This window comes from Flavobacterium flavipigmentatum (assembly GCF_020911905.1).
GTDB lineage: Bacteria > Bacteroidota > Bacteroidia > Flavobacteriales > Flavobacteriaceae > Flavobacterium > Flavobacterium flavipigmentatum.
In genome coordinates this window covers 1,091,676-1,112,033 of the sequence record NZ_CP087133.1, presented here as the reverse complement: position 1 = coordinate 1,112,033, position 20,358 = coordinate 1,091,676, and the positions used below count along the sequence as shown (strand labels likewise).

Genomic DNA, 20,358 nt, shown 5'->3' with positions numbered 1-20,358 from the left:
AATTAAAATTGAAAAAGACTTAAAAATTAATCCTTTACCTAAAAATAACTATGTTGATAACTCTATATAAGTAAGCAAAACTTGATTTCTATGCTTTTAAAAATAAATTTATATGACATATTAACACGCTATAATAACCATCAAAAATTAATTAAATTTAAATTTTTCTTTTTGTTGTGTTTAATATATGTTGACAACTTTGAAAGTTTAAAACGAAAATTATTTTTTTAAAATTGAAAAAGAGATCGGTTTAAACAATTTTAAGTGGGTTATTAAGATTGTCGAGAATTTCCTGAACTCTCTCGAAATCGTTGGGATGAATTTTAAGTTTGATACCGCCAAGTGCCGAATTGTAGAAAGGAACAATAGATAAAGTGATTTCGTTTTCAAAAAAATAAGCAATCCCTTCTTGTTCTAATAAATGTTTGAGTACAACGGTTTCGTGTACAAAATTGAATATTGCAATGGTTTTAAAGCTTTCCATAAAGGGTCTTTTTGTAAAGATACTAAAGTTATAATTTTAATAATTTATTTGGTAAAATCTATAATCTGGTATCTTATTTGTAATTTTAACTTTTTAAGAAAAGATATATGAATAAGAAAATTAGAAAGCCGATAAAAAATGAGACTGATTTCTCTGCCAAAATAGTAAAAATTTTATCGCAAAGTCCTAATAAAGCATTTAATTACAAACAAATAGGAGCAAAGCTTGAACTTGATGATACCAAAAGTAGAAATCAAATTATAAAAGATTTAAAGATTCTAGCAGCTTCAAAAAAAATTATTGAATCTGAACCGGGTAAATATTTAGTAAAAGCAGAAAGCCTGGATTATTACGAAGGAACAATTGATATGACCAGCAGAAAAACGGCATATTTTGTTTGTCCCGATTTTAGTGAGGATGTTTTTATTCCTACCAATAATTTAAACAGAGCTTTAGACAAAGACAAAGTAAAAGTTTATGTTTATAACAGGAGAAAAGGTAAAAGACCTGAAGGTGAAGTAATTGAAGTTATAGAAAGAAACAAAACAGATTTTGTTGGTGTAATAGATATTCAGCCCAATTTTGCTTTTGTATCTACTGCAAATCCTAAAATGTACACGGATATTTTTATTCCAAAAGATAAATTTGGAGGTGCAGAAAATGGTGATGTCGTTTTGGTTACTATCGAAGATTGGCCAAAAAGAGCCGATAGTCCGTTTGGTTCTGTGATCAAGGTCTTAGGAAAACCAGGTGAACATAATACTGAGATTCATGCTATTTTGGCTGAATACGGTTTGCCATCAGATTTTCCGGTGGAAGTAGAGGTATATGCTCAAAAAATAGATACTTCTATCCAAGAAAGTGAGATTGCAAAACGTCGTGATATGCGAGAAACACTCACTTTTACGATTGATCCTAAAGATGCCAAAGATTTTGATGATGCCTTGTCTTTCAAAAAATTAGATAATGGTAATTACGAAATCGGAATTCATATTGCCGATGTTTCACATTATCTTGAAGAAGGAACAATATTAGATGATGAAGCTTTTCAACGTGCAACTTCGGTATATCTTGTAGATCGAGTAGTACCAATGCTTCCTGAAGTTTTGTCTAATTTTGCCTGTTCGTTGCGTCCGCAAGAAGAAAAATATACTTTTTCGGCTGTTTTTGAAGTTTCAGAAGATGCAAAAGTCATGAACCAATGGTTTGGAAGAACTGTTATTTATTCAGACCAGCGATTTGCTTATGAAGAAGCACAATATATCATCGAAACTAAAGACAATATCATTCCGGTTGACATTTCCATCACTGGAGATTCTTATGTTGTTTCTGATGAAATTGTTGCTGCAACTTTAAAATTAGATGAACTGGCTAAGATTTTAAGAAAGAAAAGAATGGCAAATGGTGCTATTTCTTTTGATAAAGTGGAAGTAAAATTCAATTTGGATGCCGAAGGCGAACCAGAAGGCGTTTATTTTAAAGTTTCTAAAGATGCCAACCATCTTATTGAAGAATTTATGCTTTTGGCCAACAGAAAAGTGGCTGAATACATTGGAAAACAGAAAAAAACATTTGTGTACAGAATACATGATGAACCAAATGAAGATAAATTGATTGCAATGGCAAGTGTAATTGCAAAGTTCGGTTATAAAATAGATTTCCGTAATAAAGGAGATATTTCTAAATCGCTGAATGCTTTGATGGAAGAAGTAAACGGTAAAAAAGAACAAAATTTAATCGATACTTTAGCGATTAGAAGTATGAGTAAAGCCAAATATTCAACAGAAAATATTGGTCATTATGGTTTGGCGTTTGATTATTATAGTCATTTTACTTCGCCAATTCGTCGTTATCCTGATGTTATGGTACATCGTTTGCTGCAATTTTATTTGGATGGAGGAAAATCTGTAGACGAAGAAATTTATGAAACCAAATGTCTGCATTGTTCGAATATGGAAAGTTTAGCAACTAATGCTGAACGTGATAGTATCAAGTACATGCAGGTAAAATACATGCAGGATCATCAGGACGAAGAATTTTTGGGTGTTATTTCCGGTGTTACCGAATGGGGAATTTATGTAGAGATTGTGTCTAACAAATGTGAGGGAATGGTAAGAATCAGAGAAATTAAAGATGATTATTATACTTTCGATGAAAAGCAATATGCTTTGGTTGGAGCAACTTCAGATAGTATTTTACAGTTAGGAGATGAAATTTATGTGAAAGTAAAAAATGCTGATTTAGTAAAAAAACAATTAGATTTTCATTTTTTACGAAGAGCAGAATAAATATTAATTTAAAAATGATGAAAATGAAAAGATTAGTAATAGGAGTTGCACTATTAGTTGCACAAATGTCTTTTGGTCAGGTAACCAAAGAATTAGGAGATTTTGATTCGGTAAAAGTTTTTGATAAATTAAGTGTAAAATTAGTTCAGTCTTCAGAAAATAAGATTGTGATCAAAGGAGCTCGAGAGTCAGAAGTAGAGGTTGTTAATAAGTCTGGATTATTAAAATTAAGAATGCCTTTTCCTAAATTATTATCAGGTGATGATCTTGATATTACGGTGTATTATAAACATTTAGAATTAATAGATGTTAACGAAGGTGCCACAGTTTCTAGTAAGGAAACCATTAAAGCAACGTCTTTTAAAGTTAGTGCGCAAGAAGGAGGAAAAATCAACGTAGATGTAGCTGTAGATAAACTAAATGTAAGTTCTGTATCCGGTGGAGAAATTACGTTATCAGGTAAAGCTGATAATCAGGATGCAAAATTAGGTGCGGGAGGATATTTATTAGCAAGTAAATTAAGTACGTCTCAGACTAATGTAAGTGTTTCTGCTGGAGGAAAAGCAGATGTAAATGCAAGTACGCTTGTTGAAGCAAAAGTAAGCGCAGGTGGCTCTATTTACATCTATGGAAAACCGAAACAAATTAATCAAAAAACAGTTTTTGGAGGTAAAATTGAAGAGGTAAAATAAAAAATTGTATTTGAATGATAAATGATATTTTAGCTGGACTGCCATGGGGGCTATTTTTAAGTTTTATGGTGGGTCCAGTATTTTTTATACTACTAGAAACCAGTATTACCAAAGGATTTAGAGCTGCGATCGTTTTTGATCTGGGTGTAGTTTTGGGCGATATTGTTTTTATTGCAGTTGCTTATTTAGGAAGTTACAGATTAATTCAGAGTTTAAAAGACAAACCGGCGCTTTTTATTTTTGGAGGTATCATTATGTTAGCGTACGGAATCATTTCTTTTGTTAAATTAAGGAAAGATGAAAAAATAAATGTAGAAGAAATTGATCGTGATATTATCAAAAGAAACTATGGAAGTTTGTTTGTAAAAGGTTTTTTGTTGAATGTTATAAACATCGGTGTGTTAGGTTTTTGGATGGCTGTAATTATCTCAATTGGGCCAAAATTAGAAATGCAGAATTCAAGAATGATGACTTTTTTTACTGCAGTTATTATTACTTATTTGTTGGTGGATTGTCTTAAAATATTATTAGCCAAACAGTTAAAATCAAAAATGACTCCAACAAACATTCTTAAAATCAAAAAAGGAATCAGTATTGTTTTGATGATCTTTGGATTTGTTTTAATCGTACAAGGTTGGTTTCCTAAAGAAAAAGAAATGGTAAAAAATGCTTTTGAGAAGATTGAGAAGTAGTTGTTAATAACTCAAAATGATATTATAAAGCCTCTGAATTTCAGAGGTTTTTTTGTAATTAAGCCTCAATGTCTTTGCGAGGAACGAAGCAATCTCACTTTTATTAGTTAATAAATGTTGTTATGCTTAGTTTAATGAGATTGCTTCGTTCCTCGCAAAGACAAAAAAACTCAAGTTTCCTTGAAGGTTCTTAGAGCCATCGTCCAGATTCGAAGATTATATTTAATTAATTTTTTCTAAAAATTACACTTAAAAAAACCTCTAAAAAAATTTAGAGGTTTTAGAGGCATCGTCCAGATTCGAAGATTATATTTAATTAATTTTTTCTAAAAATTACACATAAAAAAAACCTCTAAAAAAATTTAGAGGTTTTAGAGGCATCGTCCGGATTCGAACCGGAGTAGGAGCTTTTGCAGAGCCCAGCCTAGCCGCTCGGCCACGACGCCATACTTGAACGGACGGCAAAAGTAACTAAAATCTTTAAACTTCAAAAGTTTAATGTAAACTATTTTAAAAAAATATAATCAATTACTTTCTTATTTCTGCCATTTTTATGGTAACTGATTCAACATCACCACCAATTGGAGGATTAATTTTAGAAACCGAAACGGTAGTTTTTTCAACAGTAGGAATTTCAGCCAATATTCTATTATTGATTCTTTTGGCTACATGTTCTAATAAGTGAGCTCGAATAGCCATTTCTTCGGTAACAATTTTATTCAAATGCACATAATCTACCGTATCAGAAAGATTATCTGAGTCAGCAGATTGCTGTAAATTGGTTTTAATTTTTAAATCAACTGTGTAGTCTGAACCAATTTTTCCCTCCTCGATCATGCATCCGTGGTACGAAAAAGTTTTGATATTTTTTAATTTTATAATTCCCATTTTAGTAGTTTTTTATTGAAAGTTTTAGGTTGAATGGCACTTAAATAACTTTAAACCCGAAACCTGAAACCTTTTTTTTATCTTTGCTAAAATTACTATAAAATAATGGCATCAGAAGAGAAATCACTTAATTTTATTGAACAAATCATAGAAGAAGATTTAAAATCAGGTTTACCAAACAGTAAACTTCATTTTCGTTTTCCACCAGAACCAAATGGTTATTTACACATTGGTCATGCAAGTTCTATTGCATTAAATTTCGGATTAGGTATTGATTATCAATCACCTGTAAATTTAAGATTTGATGATACAAATCCTGAAAAAGAAGAGCAGGAATTTGTAGATGCAATCAAAAAAGATGTCGAATGGTTGGGTTTCAAGTGGTCTGAAGAACGTTATGCTTCTGATTATTTTCAGCAATTATATGATTGGGCTGTTGAATTAATTAAAAAAGATAAGGCGTATGTAGACAGTCAATCTTCTGAAGATATGGCCATTCAAAAAGGAACTCCATCTACAGTTGGAACAGATAGTCCGTTTAGAAATCGTTCTGTTGAAGAAAATTTAGATTTATTCGAAAGAATGAAAAACGGCGAATTTGAAGCGGGAACTCATATTTTGCGAGCAAAAATAGATATGAAATCTACCAATATGTTGATGCGGGATCCTATTATGTACAGAATTTTACACAAGCATCATCATAGAACTGGTGATACTTGGAAAATTTATCCCATGTACGATTGGGCGCACGGACAAAGTGATTATTTAGAACAAATTTCACATTCATTTTGTACACTAGAATTTTTGCCTCATCGTGAATTGTACGATTGGTTTTTAGATCAAATTTCAGAAGATACTAAATTGCGTCCGAAGCAAAGAGAATTTGCAAGACGTAACTTATCGCATACTGTTGTTAGTAAAAGAAAATTACAGCAACTAGTTAAGGAAAAACATGTTAACGGTTGGGACGATCCAAGAATGTCTACTATTTCTGGATTGCGTAGACGTGGTTATACTGCTGCATCTCTGCGTAATTTTGCCAATACAATTGGTATTGCTAAACGTGATAATTTGATAAATGTATCAGTTTTGGAGTTTTGTATTCGTGAAGATTTAAACAAAATTGCACCTCGTGTTATGGCTGTCTTAGATCCGGTAAAATTGGTTATTACGAATTATCCGGAAGGAAAAGAAGAGTGGTTGGAAGCGGAGAATAATCAGGAAGATGAGAGCGCTGGATTTAGAAAAGTTCCTTTTTCCCGTGAATTATTTATTGAAAGAGAAGACTTTTTAGAAGATGCTCCAGCAAAGTTTTTCCGTTTGACTTTAGGTAAAGAAGTACGTCTTAAAAATGCGTATATCATTAAAGGAGAAAGTGTTATAAAAGATTCAGAAGGAAACATTACAGAAATTCACGTAACGTATGATACTGATTCTTTGAGCGGAAGCGGTACAGAAGCAAGCCAAAGAAAAGTGTCTGGAACCTTGCATTGGGTGTCTATTCAGCATGCTTTGAAAGCTGAAGTTCGGCTATATGATCGTCTATTTACAGATGAAGCTCCTGACAGTTATAAAGATAAAAATTTCTTGGATTTTGTAAATCCAAACTCTTTAGAAATTGTAACTGGCTTTTTAGAACCAAGTTTGGCGACAGTTCAAAATGAAGACAAATTTCAGTTTCAGCGTTTGGGTTATTTTACTGTTGATAAAGATTCAAATGCTTCAAAATTAGTATTTAACAGAACAGTTGGACTAAAAGATGCCTGGGAAGAAAAGGGTAAAAAAGAAGAAAACAGCATCAATAATTCTTTAAAAGAAATTAATAAATATTTTAAAGTTGAAACTAAAGAAGATCGTATTGCAATAGAAAGTGCGATAGGAGAGAGTATTTCGACAATTTCCAGTTTTTCTTTATTGCAAAATTCATTAAAGAAAAATATCAATAATAATAAGGGTTCATTATTGTTTGCTCAATTTATTTTGAAATATTCTAAATGGAAGTCTTCAGATTTTGAAGAAGAAGATATAAAAAAATTATATGCAATGTCTCTGAGAAGTGAATCTACTTATGTGAGATCAAAAGCACTTTTAAATTTGAGAGATATAGAAGACGCAAGTTTAAAAAAACAATTTGAAGATGATATTTTCAAATTATATTCAAATCCTCCTAAAAGTGTTTCAGAAAAAGAAACGGAGATTTTATCTCTAATGATTAAATAATATCATCATAATCTATTGAAAAGCGCTTTTTACAGGCGCTTTTCTTATTATTATTATCTATTTAAAATCTATTTTTAATAGATTTTTTATTTAAAAAATAACTTTCATAAATTAGATTTAAGCATCTTTTTTTATTTTTTGGACTAATGTATTGTCTTTTTAAAAATACTTAATTTATGACGCTCATTTTAGTTTTAGATTCAGATTTAGCCAGTATTTACAGTTATTAACAACGGATTGTTTATAAAGTTTAATCTTTACTATTCAATTAAAATGAAGTCTTTTTTGTTTTTAAAAACATGACTTTTGTCAAAATTTAGGCTTTGATATAATATCAATTTTAATGATATAAAATATTTTTTAAATTATATTTATTGATTATTTTTAAAAACTATCATTTTTTATATTTTGATAGATTATTATAATTAATAAAGGCTTTAATAGCGTAATTTTAAAGCATTTTTTTAGTTCTTCCACCTCATAAATCATCTTTTAAAAATTGTTTCAATAGAAGCTTTTATTTTAATTTTAGCTGTTCTTTTAGCTAGTTTAACGGGTTGTTAACATTCAATTGTTTATAAAGTTGCTATTTTTATAGTTATACAAAAAGTCTGTTACGATTTTTCACGAATTGAATTTTCACTTAAGAAACCCAACTGAGTTTTCTTTAAAATTTTTAAATGACGAATTTTTGGTTTTAAAGCTAAATTCTAAAAGTGATTTCTAAAAAACTTTTTTATGTTCTAATTTCTATTGCGGTTTGAGTTTGATACTATTCTGGCGTAAAAGTAGTTTTCAATCTTATTTCGTAATTTTTAAAATAACATGAAATAATTTTTGTTGTTTATTTCAAATCTGGATTTTTGTCTGACATAATTCAATTTAATTCAAAATATATCAATTATGAAAACTATTCTTTTTACGCTATCTTTTTTATTCGCCAATATGGCTTTTTCTCAAACACATCAAATTCTGAAACACAATGGAGAACAGTTAGATGTCAATTTTATCAAATACGAAAATGATATGCTTCATTATTCTTTAGACGGAAGTTTTGAAGAAATCAAAATTAGCAAATATGCTGTTTCACAAATTACCAATAAACAAACAAATCTTACACAAAAAATAACGGATAGAATTGTGGTCGATTCAAAATCTGATTATAAACTAGTACAAGTGTTGCCAAAAGAAAAGACAATCGGACTCAAGCAAGTCGCTAATTTTAAAGGAGTTTCAACTAAAACAAAAGGTGAACCGCCAATGGCAAACGTAAAGCATACCAGGAATCGTGTAAAAACTCAGTCGGCTTCAAATGGTTATCCTTTTGTAACGATTGTTGAGAACGACGGAAAGTACGAAGCAGTAGCTTATGCATATTAAATTTATGTAAATAACTTTAAATCAATAATTTATACTTAAAAAATAAGTATCTTTAATAATCTTTTTAAATAAAAATGTCATGTCAAAAAATGTAAATACAATTGCCGCAATTTTAGCTGGAGCAGCAATAGGAGCTGGGATCGGAATTTTGTTCGCTCCGGATAAAGGTTCTAAAACTCGTGCAAAAATTAAGGAAGGTTTAGACGATGCAACAGATAATTTGAAAGATAGTCTTAGTGCGGGTTCTGATGTTCTTCGTGAAAAATTTACAAGTGCTAAAGAAAATCTTGACGGAACTTACGGAGAGTTACTTTCGAATATGAGTTATAAAACTGAGGAGGTGATTACTTTTCTAGAATCTAAACTTGCAGATTTAAAGGCTCAAAACGCTAAACTTCAAAAGTAAAGCACCTAAATTTATTGTAAGCACAAAGTTCACTTTTGTTGTAGTAGTTGTATTTCAGATTATTTTAGTTACTTTTAATTAAGGTACAACTATTTAATAGTGTATTTTGTGCTTATTTTTTCAACTAAAAAAAATATTATGGCTTTTGAAGAATTAAAAGAACATACCGAAAATATTCAGGATCAAGCCAATGTTTATTTTAAGAGTCACATGGCTTATTATAAACTTTGGGGTTTTAAGGTAGCTATGAAATCGACTACTTTAATTTTGAAGTTTACTTTAGTTTTATTGTGCTTTAGTATGGTTTTACTTTTTGGCTCAGTCGCTGCCGGTTTTGCTCTTAGTAATTGGTTCGGAAGTTATACTTTGGGATTTTTGGCAGTAGGTGGTATTTATTTATTGGCCACAATTTTACTTTTATTGATTAAAGACAAAATTGTTGAAGGACCAATTTTAGAGAAATTTTCAGAAATCTTTTTTAACGATTAATTTATGGAAACAAAAAAATACGCATCATATGCTGAAATTGATCGGGAACTTGAAATTCTGAAATTAGAGAAGGAGATCAATTACAATAAACTAATTTTAAGTTTCGAAAAAACCAAAGAGAGTATAACACCTGAAAAAATTGTAAATGGTTTTATTTCTTCATACACTGATTACTTTTCAAATTCGTATACGACCATTCTACAAACGGTTTTACCTTATGTACTTGGTTGGTTTATAAATAAAAAAAGAGGCAATTAAGCCTCTTTTTTTTTATGATGGTTTTGTTTCTGGTTGAATATCGTCTTCATAACCAGATTGTAGTGGCTCTATTTTTTTAGGTTTTTCGCTTTTTTGTCTGTTGGTTTTCTTCATCATTTCACCCACCTGGTTTGAAGCAGAGAAAGAAGCCACCATATTATTGAGCATATCACTTCCTGCTTGAGGAGAGTTTGGTAATAAAATAAGGTTAGAATTTGCATCTGCACCAATAGCCTGCAACGTATCGTAATGCTGAGTAACGACAATCAGGGCAGAAGCTTCTTGCGAATTGATTCCAACTTTATTCAAAACTTCAACACTTTCTACCAAACCTCTTGCAATTTCTCTACGTTGATCTGCAATACCTTGACCTTGTAAACGTTTACTTTCAGCTTCAGCTTTTGCTTTTGCAACGATTCTAATTCTTGAGCTTTCTGCCTCAAATTCAGCTGCAGTTTTCTCTCTGTCGGCTGCGTTGATTCTGTTCATAGCATTCTTTACCTGAATATCCGGATCAATATCGGTTACTAAAGTATTAATAATATCATATCCGTAAGTTGTCATCGCCTCATTCAATTCTCTTTTTACAGCGATAGCGATATCGTCTTTTCTCTCAAAAACATCATCCAGTTTTAGTTTTGGAACTTCTGCTCGAACGACATCAAACACATAAGCGGTAACCTGATCGTGAGGATATTCTAATTTGTAAAAAGCATCATATACTTTTTCCTGGATTACTTTAAATTGCACCGAAACTTTCATTTTGATAAAAACGTTGTCTTTGGTTTTGGTTTCGATGATAACATCTAACTGTTGAATTTTAAGATTCACGCGTCCAGCAATTCTGTCAACAATCGGAATTTTAAGTTGTAATCCTGAATTTCTAACACTCAAAAATTTACCGAATCTTTCTATAACAACTGAAGATTGTTGTTTGACAGTAAAAAAAGAGGAGAGGAAAATAAATAAAAGAAATACAATAATGATAATAAATGGAATGTTCATAATGATATTGATTTAAGTTTTAAGGTTCGGTAATTTACGAAATTTCTGCTATTTATTGATATAAAAAAACGCTAAGAACATTTTGTTAATATTACTTAGCGTTTCTGATTATAAATTTTATCTTTTATAATGTACTTATTGCTTTCTGAATTCTAGAAATAGTTTCTTCTTTTCCTATGATTTCTACAATGTCAAATAGGTGAGGACCTTTCAATGCTCCAACCAAACTTAGACGAAAAGGCTGCATCACTTTCCCCATTCCAATCTCGTTTTTAGTCATCCAATCTTTCACTATAGTTTCAATATTTGCTGATGTAAAATCTTCAATATTTTCTAAAACTGAAATCAATTCCTGCATTAACGTTGGCGTTTCTTCTTTCCAGTTTTTACTTGCTTTTTCATCATAAGATGTTGGAGCTTGGAAAAAGAAATCTGTTAAATCCCAAAATTCTGAAACGAAATGAGCTCTTTCTTTAATTAATGAAACGATTCTGGTTATATCGAATTTAGAAATATCAACACCTTTTTCAGTCAAAGTAGGAGTGAAGTCTTTCGCTAATTCTTCATTATTTTGTTTGATTAAATATTGATGATTGAACCATTTGTTTTTTTCAGGATCAAATTTTGCTCCCGATTTATGCACTCTGTTCAAGTCAAAAGCTTCCACTAATTCTTCTAAAGAAAATAATTCTTTATCGGTTCCGTCATTCCAACCTAAAAGTGCAAGGAAGTTTATAACACCTTCTGGGAAGAATCCATTCTCTCTGTAACCGGATGAAATTCCTTCTTCTGTTTTCCATTCTAATGGAAATACGGGAAACCCTAACTTATCACCGTCTCTTTTAGATAATTTTCCGTTTCCAATCGGTTTTAAAATTAAAGGTAAATGTGCGAATTCTGGCGCATCCCAACCAAAAGCTCTGTACAATAAAACGTGAAGTGGCATCGATGGCAACCATTCTTCACCACGAATCACGTGTGAAGTTTCCATCAAATGATCATCTACAATATTGGCTAAATGGTAGGTTGGCATTCCATCACTTTTAAACAATACTTTATCATCAAGTAAACTGGTTTCAAATTTTACATCACCACGAATAATGTCTTTTAAATGCAAAGTTTCGTCAACGGGAGTTTTAAAACGGATTACATAATGTTCTCCGTTGGTAATTCGTTTAGCTACTTCTTCAGCAGAAATTACCAAAGAGGTATCTAACTTTTCACGGATTGTATGATTGTAAATAAATGTTTTTCCTTCAGCTTCTTGTTCTTTTCTCAAAGCATCTAGAGTTTCTGGTGTATCAAAAGCATAATACGCCCAACCTGAATTGATCAGTTGATCTGCATACGTTTGGTACAAATGTTTGCGATCACTTTGTCTGTACGGACCAAACTTCTCGTTTTTTCCAACTGTCTCATCGGGTGCAATTCCTAACCATTCTAATGCTTCCATAATGTAAGCTTCAGCTCCGGAAACAAAACGAGTTTGGTCTGTATCTTCAATTCTTAGATAAAAAACACCATTGTTTTTTTTGGCAAATAAATAATTAAATAGGGCAGTACGAACTCCGCCAATATGTAATGGTCCTGTTGGACTTGGTGCAAAACGCACACGAACTTGCTTTGACATTTGTTTAAATTTTGATGCAAAGATACAATATTAGTCAAAAGTCATAAGTCGAAAGTCTGAAAGCTTTTAGGTCAAGATCATAACTTTTGACTTTCGTCTTTTGACTTTCAGACTTATCGTTATAATTACTACTTTTATAGGTTATAATCATAATAGATTTTATTTTGAAAACATCATCTGCCATATATCAGAAGTTAGAAGGATTTATAAAGAAATATTACATGAATGAATTGATAAAAGGAACGCTTCTTTTTATTGGTTTTGGATTATTGTATTTTCTATTTACACTCATAATCGAGTATTTTCTCTGGCTCAAACCGGCTGGGCGAACTCTTTTATTTTGGATATTCATCGTTGTTGAAGCTTTTTTGTTGTTCCGATTTATATTGTTTCCAATTTTTAAATTGTTCAAACTTCAAAAAGGAATCGATTATAATCAAGCTTCGGAAATTATCGGAAAGCATTTTACAGAAGTAAGTGATAAACTAACCAACTTTTTGCAGCTTTCGGCTTTTGAGAATTCAGTAGAAAGTTCTGAATTAATGTTGGCTTCTATAGAACAAAAAGCAAATTCGTTGCAGCCAATTCCTTTTGGTAACGCTGTTAATTTTAGTTCAAACAAAAAGTATTTGCCTTTAGCCTTAATTCCGGTTTTGCTTTTTGCGGTGTTTTATATTTCTGGAAACAGTAATATTATTTCTCAAAGTTTAAATAGGGTAGTTCATTTTAATGCTACTTTTTTACCTCCGACACCTTTTAAATTTGTGATCGTAAATCCTAATTTACAGACAGAACAGAATAAAGATTTTGTTGTGAAAGTAGAAATCGTTGGGAAAGTTGTTCCTGAGAATGTGACTATCCATATTGGTGATGAAAGTTATTTTATGGAATCTTCCCAAGCTGGTAAGTTTGAGTTTAAAGTTGAAAAGCCAATATCAAATGTGCAATTTTTCCTTGAAGGAAATTCTGTTTCATCTGAAGAATATGTATTGAAAGTGATCACTGTTCCGTCTATTGCTAACTTCGAAATGGTGCTTAATTTTCCTTCGTACTTAAAAAAGAAATCTGAAAGTATTCAAGGAACAGGTAATGCTATTGTGCCTGAAGGAACTTCTGTAACTTGGAAAATGGTGACACAATCGACTCAGGAAATTGTTTGGAAAGAGCAGAATTCGATTTTTAAGTTCAATAAAGCGGATAATGAGTTTAGATTGACAAAAAATATCAGCCAAAATACAGAATATCAAATTCTTACATCCAATAATGTTATCAAAAACTATGAAAAACTCGATTATCAGCTTGCCGTAGTCAAAGATCAACATCCAACTATAAGTGTAAGTCCTGCGCCTGATAGTTTAAAGTTGGACAAAAATTATGTTTTAGGAAAATTGGGTGATGATTACGGTTTGTCAAAATTACAAATAGTGTATTACGAACGCAACAAACCAATCACTGCCAAACGTGGTACTATACCTGTGAAGCAAGGTGTTTTTGATCAGTTTGTTTTTTCTTTTCCAAGTAATTTGGCTGTTGAAGAAGGGGTTTCCTATGATTATTATTTTGAGGTTTTTGATAACGATGCGCCACACCATTTTAAGAGTACGAAGTCTTCCGTTTTTTCGGATAGAGTTGCAACTACAGAAGAAGTTCATGATTTAGAATTACAACAACAGAATCAAAATATCAATAGTTTAGAAAAATCTTTAAAAAATCAAACGAAGCAATTATCCGAGATGGATAAGATTCAGAATACAGGCAAAGAGAAAAATAATTTGGAGTTTAAAGACCAGCAATTAATTAATGATTTTATCAAACGTCAGAAACAACAAGACGAATTGATGAAACAATTTGCTGAGAAAATGAATAAAGATTTAGAAAAATTTAAAGGTGATAAGAAAGATGAAATGTCTGAAACTTTGCAAAAACGTTTAGATAATGCAGAGAAAGATCTAGTAAAAAACCAAAAATTGTTAGATGAATTAAAAGAGTTGAATAACAAACTCAACAATGAAGATTTGTTTGATAAGATGGAAAAGTTCAAACAAACAAGTAAAAACCAATCTAAAAATTTACAGCAATTAGTAGAACTTACAAAGCGTTTTTATGTTGAGAAGAAAGCAGAACAAGTGGCTGATAAATTAGAAAAGCTTTCAGAGAAGCAGGAGCAACTATCAAATAAAGACAAAGATAATACTCTCGAAAAACAAGATGAAATTAATAAATCATTTGATAAAATTCAGGAAGATTTAAAGGATTTGAAAGAGGAGAACAAAACATTAAAATCTCCTTTAGACATTCCATCTGATGGTTCAAAAGAGAAAGAAGTAAGTGAAGATTTAAAAAAAGCCGCAGAAGAATTAGATAAAAAGAATGCATCTCAGGCCAAACCAAAACAAAAAAGTGCGGCGAAGAAAATGAAAAGTATGGCGCAAAAAATGCAATCAAGTATGGAGGCAGGCGATAAAGAACAACTTCAGGAAGACGTTGCAATGCTGCGCCAGGTTTTAGACAATTTGTTAGCATATTCTTTATCTCAGGAAGAGGTGATGAAGCAATTTAAATCTATGAAATTAGGTTCTTCTGCCTACACAAAGAATATCAAAATTCAGCAAAATTTAAAACAGCAATTCAAATTTGTAGATGATAGTCTTTTTGCTATGTCATTGAGGAATCCAAAAGTGGGAGAAGAAGTAACAAAAGACATCGGTAATGTACAGTACAATATTGACAAAGCAATTGAAACATTGACCGAAGTTCAGGTTCCAAAAGGGGTTTCGCATCAACAATACGCAGTATCTTCTGCAAATAAAATGGCTGATTTTTTAAGTGATCTTCTTAACAATATGCAGAATGCTATGTCGAGTCCAGGCTCTGGCAAACCTAAATCGGGTGACGGTCAGGGAATGCAATTACCAGATATTATTAAAAAGCAAAAAGGTTTAGGTGATAAAATGAAAGAAGGTATGAAGGGTAGTAAACCGGGTGAGGGAAAAGATGGACAAAGCGGTGAAGGAAAAGAAAGCAAAGATGGAAAAGGAAAAAATGGACAAGGCAAGAATGGAAATGGTAATCAATCTGGAGATAAAGGTAAAGATGGTAAAGAAGGAAATGAGGGTGATGATGGTGAAGGAAATGCTCAAGCCATTATGGAAATTTATAAAGAGCAAGTAAAACTTCGTGAAGCTTTGCAAAAAGAACTAGCAAAACAAGGCTTAGATTCACAAGGGAAGTCGGTTTTAGATCAGATGAAACAGTCTGAAAAACAACTTTTAAATAAAGGCTTTAAAAATGAAAACCTGCAAAGAATTCTAAATATTCAGCAAGAATTATTAAAATTAAACAATGCTGTACAGCAACAAGGTCAGGATACAAAACGCCAATCTGAAACCAACAAAACTGAATTTACTAATAAATCAAACGCCTTACCAAGCACGTTGCTGGAATATTTAAACAGTGTAGAGATTTTAAACAGACAATCACTACCTTTGCGCTCAAATTTTAACCAAAAGGTTCAAGAATATTTTAATACAAAATGATCAATTTTAATTACGAAACTGAATTTACTTTAGATAACGAACAAGCCTTTTTAGATTGGTTAAGTGCTGTGATCGTTTCAGAGAACAAGAGTGAAGGAGAGATAAATTACATATTCTGTGATGATGATTATCTTCACAAGATAAATGTTGAATACTTAAACCATGATACTTTGACCGATATTATTAGTTTTGATTATACGGTAGGCAACCAATTAAACGGCGATATTTTTGTGTCTGTAGAAAGGGTTGAAGACAATGCTAAAGATTTTAATGTTTCGTTTGAAGAAGAACTTAAGCGTGTTTTAGCTCATGGTATATTACATTACTGTGGATATAAAGACAAAACAGATACTGACGCTGCAAAGATGCGATTAAAAGAAGATGAAAAAATAGCAATGTTTCACGTGGAACATTAAATCACCGCATTGAGTTTTATATATAATGTTTTTATTTTGTGTTCCACGTGAAACAATTTAAAAAAAATGAAAACTGATTAAGAGGTGATGGTTTGTTTCACGTGGAACATTTTAGTAAAATAAATATAAAACTGTTTTTTTTGCTGTTCCACGTGGAACAAAAGAATAATATAAAGTTAATTCTGAGGATCCTTAAAAGGTTCGACGAGAATAATAAAACAAAATGTTTTTAGAAGAATACGATGTAATTGTAGTGGGTGCTGGTCACGCTGGATCTGAAGCCGCGGCAGCGGCCGCAAATTTAGGCTCCAAGACTTTGTTGGTTACCATGAGTCTGCAAAATATAGCACAGATGTCTTGTAACCCAGCGATGGGTGGAATTGCAAAAGGACAAATTGTGCGTGAGATTGATGCGTTGGGAGGATATTCGGGAATTGTTTCTGATAGAACTGCTATCCAATTCAAGATGTTGAACAAATCAAAAGGTCCTGCAATGTGGTCTCCAAGAGTTCAAAGTGATCGCATGCGTTTTGCTGAAGAATGGAGAATGATGTTGGAAGGAACTCCAAATCTGGATTTTTATCAGGAGATGGTAAAAGGTTTGATTATTGAAAATGGAAAGATAAAAGGAATCAAAACTTCGCTTGGAGTTGAAATCCGCTCTAAGTCCGTGGTGCTAACAAACGGAACTTTTTTGAATGGCTTGATTCATATAGGAGAAAAACAATTCGGTGGAGGAAGAGCAGGCGAAAGTGCAGCGACTGGAATTACCGAAGATTTGGTTGCTGCCGGATTTGAATCTGGAAGAATGAAAACAGGAACGCCTCCGAGAGTAGATGGCCGTTCTTTGGATTATTCGAAAATGAACGAAGAAAAAGGTGATGCAAAACCGGATAAATTTTCATATTCTGATCTAACAAAACCATTAACACATCAAAGGTCGTGTTACATGACTTATACTTCTCTGAATGTTCATGATATTTTAAGAGAAGGTTTTGATCGTTCACCAATGTTTAACGGAAGAATAAAAAGTCTCGGGCCAAGATATTGTCCTTCGATAGAAGATAAAATAAATCGATTTGCTGATAAAGAACGTCATCAATTATTTGTCGAACCTGAAGGTTGGAATACCTGTGAAGTTTATGTAAATGGATTTTCAACTTCTCTTCCGGAGGATATTCAATTTAAAGCATTGAGTTCTGTTGCCGGATTTGAGAAAGTGAAATTTTTTCGTCCTGGCTATGCGATAGAATATGATTATTTTCCTCCAACGCAATTGAAACATACTTTGGAAACAAAGTTAGTGGAAGGTTTGTATTTTGCCGGACAAATTAACGGAACAACAGGATATGAAGAAGCTGCATCGCAAGGTTTGATGGCAGGAATAAATGCCCATTTAAAAGTGCATGAAAAAGCACCATTAATTCTAAAACGTGATGAAGCTTATATTGGAGTTTTGATAGACGACTTAATAACAAAAGGAACTGAAGAGCCTTATCGTATGTTTACCTCAAGAGCAGAATATAGAACATTGTTGCGTCAAGATAATGCTGATTTTAGATTAACGCCAATGTCATTTGAAATTGGTTTAGCTTCGGAAGCGCGTTTGCGTCGCATGGAACATAAACTAAATGAGTCTGAAAAGATGGTTGCGTTTTTTAAAGAAACCAGTGTTTCGGTTGCAGAAACAAATCCAATTTTAGAGGCGAAAGAAACAGCTGCTATTTCGCAAGGAGATAAAATGTTTAAAGTTTTTTCTCGTCCGCAAATTGATTTAGAGGACATGATGAAATTTGAAAAAGTAAAACAATATATCGAAGAAAATGATGTTGATCAGGAAATTTTGGAGCAAGCCGAAATTCAGGTTAAATATTCAGGTTATATAGAAAAAGAGCGAAATAATGCCGATAAATTAACACGCCTGGAGGAAGTCAAAATTCCAGAGAATTTTGATTATGATAAAATAAAATCAATGTCAATTGAAGCAAAGCAAAAATTAGCTAAGATTCGTCCCGTGACTATTTCTCAAGCTTCAAGAATAAGCGGAGTTTCACCTAGCGATATTTCTGTATTATTGATTTATATGGGAAGATAAAGTATATACATTTTGTTTCAGGTTTTAAATTCGATGTTATTGAAAAGGAAATCCTGAAACAAATTTTTTATCATAGCTATACTACTTTAAATAAATAAAATCTAAAATAATTGTTTAATTGTTCCACGTGAAACGATTAATGATTCAAAACAATAATTTTACCAAATTCTATTAAAAAACCTATAATTAAAAAATGGACGTTTTAAATAAAAAACATTTTCTTACTGTAAAAGACCATTCTGTTTCTAAAGAAATTTTTGAGTTGTATCATGATGAAACTTTAGACATGTTGATTACTTCGCCACAACCTGAGTTACAAAATCTGGGAAAATATTACGAAAGCGAAGATTATATTTCGCACACGGATAACAAACGTTCGTTGTTTGAAAAAGCATATCATTTCGTAAAAAATATTGCACTTAAAAATAAATTAGATTTAATTAATGCAGAACAAATACAGAAAGGTAAAATTTTGGATATTGGTGCGGGAACCGGAGATTTTTTGTTAACTGCAAAAAATAATGGTTGGGAAACTGTTGGAGTAGAACCAAGCGAAAGAGCAAAAAAAATTGCGACCCAAAAAGGAATTTCCTTCGTGGACGAAATTAGCGTTCTTGAAAATAATTCTTTCGACGTGATTACGATGTGGCATGTTCTGGAACACGTTCCCAATTTAGAATTGCAAATTCAGGAATTGAAGCGTTTGTTAAAACCAACTGGAACTTTAATTGTTGCGGTTCCAAATTTTAAATCGTTCGATGCACAACATTACAAATCATTTTGGGCAGCTTATGATGTGCCAATTCATTTTTGGCATTTTTCTAAAAAAGCGATTCAGTCTCTTTTTGAAAAAGTAGATATGAAACTCACAAAAGTGCTTCCAATGAAATTTGATTCTTTTTACGTGAGTCTTTTATCTGAAAAATATAAAACAGGAAAAATGAATTACATCAATGCGTTTTTAGTCGGTTTACGATCTAATTTAAAAGCAAGTAAGACCAAAGAGTATTCATCACACATTTATGTCTTAAAAAACAAGTAAAACGTATTTTAAGCGCATTTAAGCACGTTTTTCACCTTAAATAAAGAGAAACATCGGCTTTTTTGAGAAAACCTTTTTAAAGAAAGCTATTAAAGTCACTTTTAATAGCGGGAAATTATAAGTTTTTTTCTTTCGATAAATAAAAACAATATGATAAAATTTTAGCATTTTTTAAACTTTATGTTGATGCTATTTATTTTTTTATATTTTTGTCTTTAATACTTAAAAAATATAGAAATCCAAAAAATGAAAAAAGCATTAGTAATTATCGCGCTTTCTGTTTTAGCTGTTTCATGTGAGAAAGCAGCTCAAGTTAAGGAAGTAAAAACAGCTTACGTAGATACTTCGGTTTTAATGAAAGAGTACACTGAAGCAAAAGACCTTGAAGCAAAATACAAAGCACAATCTGAAGAAAAGGGAAGACAACTACAAGCTGAAATTACACGTTTTAAACAAGACGCAGCGAATTTTCAATCTCAAGCGCAGGCTAATGGTCAGGCTTGGGCGCAACAAAGAGGAGCTGAGTTGCAAAAAAGAGAACAACAATTGGGTTACGCACAACAAGCTTTAGCACAACAATTGCAACAAGACAGTGGTGTTGAAATGGATTCTCTTGTAAGCGGTGTAAAAAAATTCATCAAAGACTACGGTAAGAAAAACGGATATTCATATATCTACGGGACAGGTGATGCTGCAACGGTTTTGTATGCTGAAGAGAAATTTGATATCACAAAAGATATCATAAAAGCATTGAATGAAAAATACAAGTCTGAGCCAAAAGCTGATAAAACAGCTGTAAAAGAAGGCGAAGAGGCAAAAAAATAATACAAAAAATAA

Annotated in this window: 17 protein-coding genes and 1 tRNA gene; 13 read left to right on the top strand and 5 right to left on the bottom strand. The window is 31.8% G+C overall.

Annotated elements, in window-relative coordinates:
* Window positions 1-250: 250 nt before the first annotated feature.
* Complete coding sequence (locus LNP22_RS05175; protein ID WP_229975636.1) at window positions 251-484, bottom strand: putative signal transducing protein; 234 nt, start codon at window positions 482-484, stop codon at window positions 251-253.
* Window positions 485-591: 107 nt separating this feature from the next.
* Between LNP22_RS05175 and rnr the strand changes: the two genes are divergently transcribed.
* Genes rnr through LNP22_RS05160 form a run of 3 tightly spaced genes read left to right on the top strand, consistent with a single transcriptional unit; the run spans window position 592 to window position 4,156 of the window.
* Window positions 592-2,772, top strand: a complete 2,181-nt coding sequence (gene rnr, locus LNP22_RS05170; protein ID WP_229975635.1) for a ribonuclease R — start codon at window positions 592-594, stop codon at window positions 2,770-2,772.
* Window positions 2,773-2,795: 23 nt separating this feature from the next.
* On the top strand, window positions 2,796-3,464 hold the full coding sequence (locus LNP22_RS05165) for a head GIN domain-containing protein (protein ID WP_229975634.1): 669 nt from the start codon (window positions 2,796-2,798) through the stop codon (window positions 3,462-3,464).
* 14 nt (window positions 3,465-3,478) lie between these two features.
* Complete coding sequence (locus tag LNP22_RS05160) at window positions 3,479-4,156, top strand: LysE family translocator (RefSeq protein ID WP_229975633.1); 678 nt, start codon at window positions 3,479-3,481, stop codon at window positions 4,154-4,156.
* A gap of 375 nt (window positions 4,157-4,531) precedes the next feature.
* Here the strand turns inward: LNP22_RS05160 and LNP22_RS05155 are convergent.
* Together LNP22_RS05155 and folB are read right to left on the bottom strand one after the other, a co-directional pair.
* Window positions 4,532-4,602: transfer RNA gene (locus tag LNP22_RS05155), tRNA-Cys, on the bottom strand.
* A gap of 82 nt (window positions 4,603-4,684) precedes the next feature.
* Complete coding sequence (gene folB, locus LNP22_RS05150) at window positions 4,685-5,044, bottom strand: dihydroneopterin aldolase (protein ID WP_229975632.1); 360 nt, start codon at window positions 5,042-5,044, stop codon at window positions 4,685-4,687.
* A gap of 105 nt (window positions 5,045-5,149) precedes the next feature.
* Between folB and LNP22_RS05145 the strand changes: the two genes are divergently transcribed.
* The 5 genes from LNP22_RS05145 (at window position 5,150) to LNP22_RS05125 (ending at window position 9,797) form a co-directional block, all read left to right on the top strand.
* Window positions 5,150-7,264, top strand: a complete 2,115-nt coding sequence (locus LNP22_RS05145; protein ID WP_229975631.1) for a glutamine--tRNA ligase/YqeY domain fusion protein — start codon at window positions 5,150-5,152, stop codon at window positions 7,262-7,264.
* 903 nt (window positions 7,265-8,167) lie between these two features.
* Window positions 8,168-8,644 (top strand): hypothetical protein, encoded by a 477-nt coding sequence (locus LNP22_RS05140; protein WP_229975630.1) that lies wholly within the window; start codon window positions 8,168-8,170, stop codon window positions 8,642-8,644.
* A 79-nt stretch (window positions 8,645-8,723) separates the two neighbouring features.
* Window positions 8,724-9,050 (top strand): YtxH domain-containing protein, encoded by a 327-nt coding sequence (locus LNP22_RS05135; protein ID WP_210667459.1) that lies wholly within the window; start codon window positions 8,724-8,726, stop codon window positions 9,048-9,050.
* Between the two features lie 138 nt (window positions 9,051-9,188).
* A complete protein-coding gene (locus LNP22_RS05130; RefSeq protein ID WP_229975629.1) occupies window positions 9,189-9,539 on the top strand; it encodes a competence protein in 351 nt (116 codons plus the stop codon).
* 3 nt (window positions 9,540-9,542) lie between these two features.
* Window positions 9,543-9,797: a DUF6327 family protein gene (locus LNP22_RS05125; protein WP_210667461.1), complete on the top strand. Its 255-nt coding sequence runs from the start codon at window positions 9,543-9,545 to the stop codon at window positions 9,795-9,797.
* A 12-nt stretch (window positions 9,798-9,809) separates the two neighbouring features.
* Here the strand turns inward: LNP22_RS05125 and LNP22_RS05120 are convergent, their stop codons facing one another.
* Together LNP22_RS05120 and gltX are read right to left on the bottom strand one after the other, a co-directional pair.
* Window positions 9,810-10,802, bottom strand: a complete 993-nt coding sequence (locus LNP22_RS05120) for an SPFH domain-containing protein (protein WP_210667462.1) — start codon at window positions 10,800-10,802, stop codon at window positions 9,810-9,812.
* 124 nt (window positions 10,803-10,926) lie between these two features.
* Complete coding sequence (gene gltX, locus LNP22_RS05115) at window positions 10,927-12,432, bottom strand: glutamate--tRNA ligase (RefSeq protein WP_229975628.1); 1,506 nt, start codon at window positions 12,430-12,432, stop codon at window positions 10,927-10,929.
* Between the two features lie 164 nt (window positions 12,433-12,596).
* On the opposite strand from gltX, the gene LNP22_RS05110 reads away from it, so the two are divergent.
* The 5 genes from LNP22_RS05110 to LNP22_RS05090 all read left to right on the top strand — a co-directional run bounded on the left by LNP22_RS05110 (window position 12,597) and on the right by LNP22_RS05090 (window position 20,346).
* A complete protein-coding gene (locus tag LNP22_RS05110) occupies window positions 12,597-15,968 on the top strand; it encodes a hypothetical protein (protein ID WP_229975627.1) in 3,372 nt (1,123 codons plus the stop codon).
* A complete protein-coding gene (gene ybeY, locus LNP22_RS05105) occupies window positions 15,965-16,384 on the top strand; it encodes an rRNA maturation RNase YbeY (protein ID WP_229975626.1) in 420 nt (139 codons plus the stop codon). The genes LNP22_RS05110 and ybeY overlap by 4 nt, the downstream gene beginning before the upstream one ends.
* Before the next feature lie 223 nt (window positions 16,385-16,607).
* Complete coding sequence (mnmG, locus tag LNP22_RS05100; RefSeq protein WP_229975625.1) at window positions 16,608-18,479, top strand: tRNA uridine-5-carboxymethylaminomethyl(34) synthesis enzyme MnmG; 1,872 nt, start codon at window positions 16,608-16,610, stop codon at window positions 18,477-18,479.
* Window positions 18,480-18,672: 193 nt separating this feature from the next.
* Window positions 18,673-19,521, top strand: coding sequence for a class I SAM-dependent methyltransferase (locus LNP22_RS05095; RefSeq protein WP_229975624.1), 849 nt, complete (start codon window positions 18,673-18,675; stop codon window positions 19,519-19,521).
* 246 nt (window positions 19,522-19,767) lie between these two features.
* Complete coding sequence (locus tag LNP22_RS05090; RefSeq protein ID WP_210667468.1) at window positions 19,768-20,346, top strand: OmpH/Skp family outer membrane protein; 579 nt, start codon at window positions 19,768-19,770, stop codon at window positions 20,344-20,346.
* Window positions 20,347-20,358: the final 12 nt, after the last annotated feature.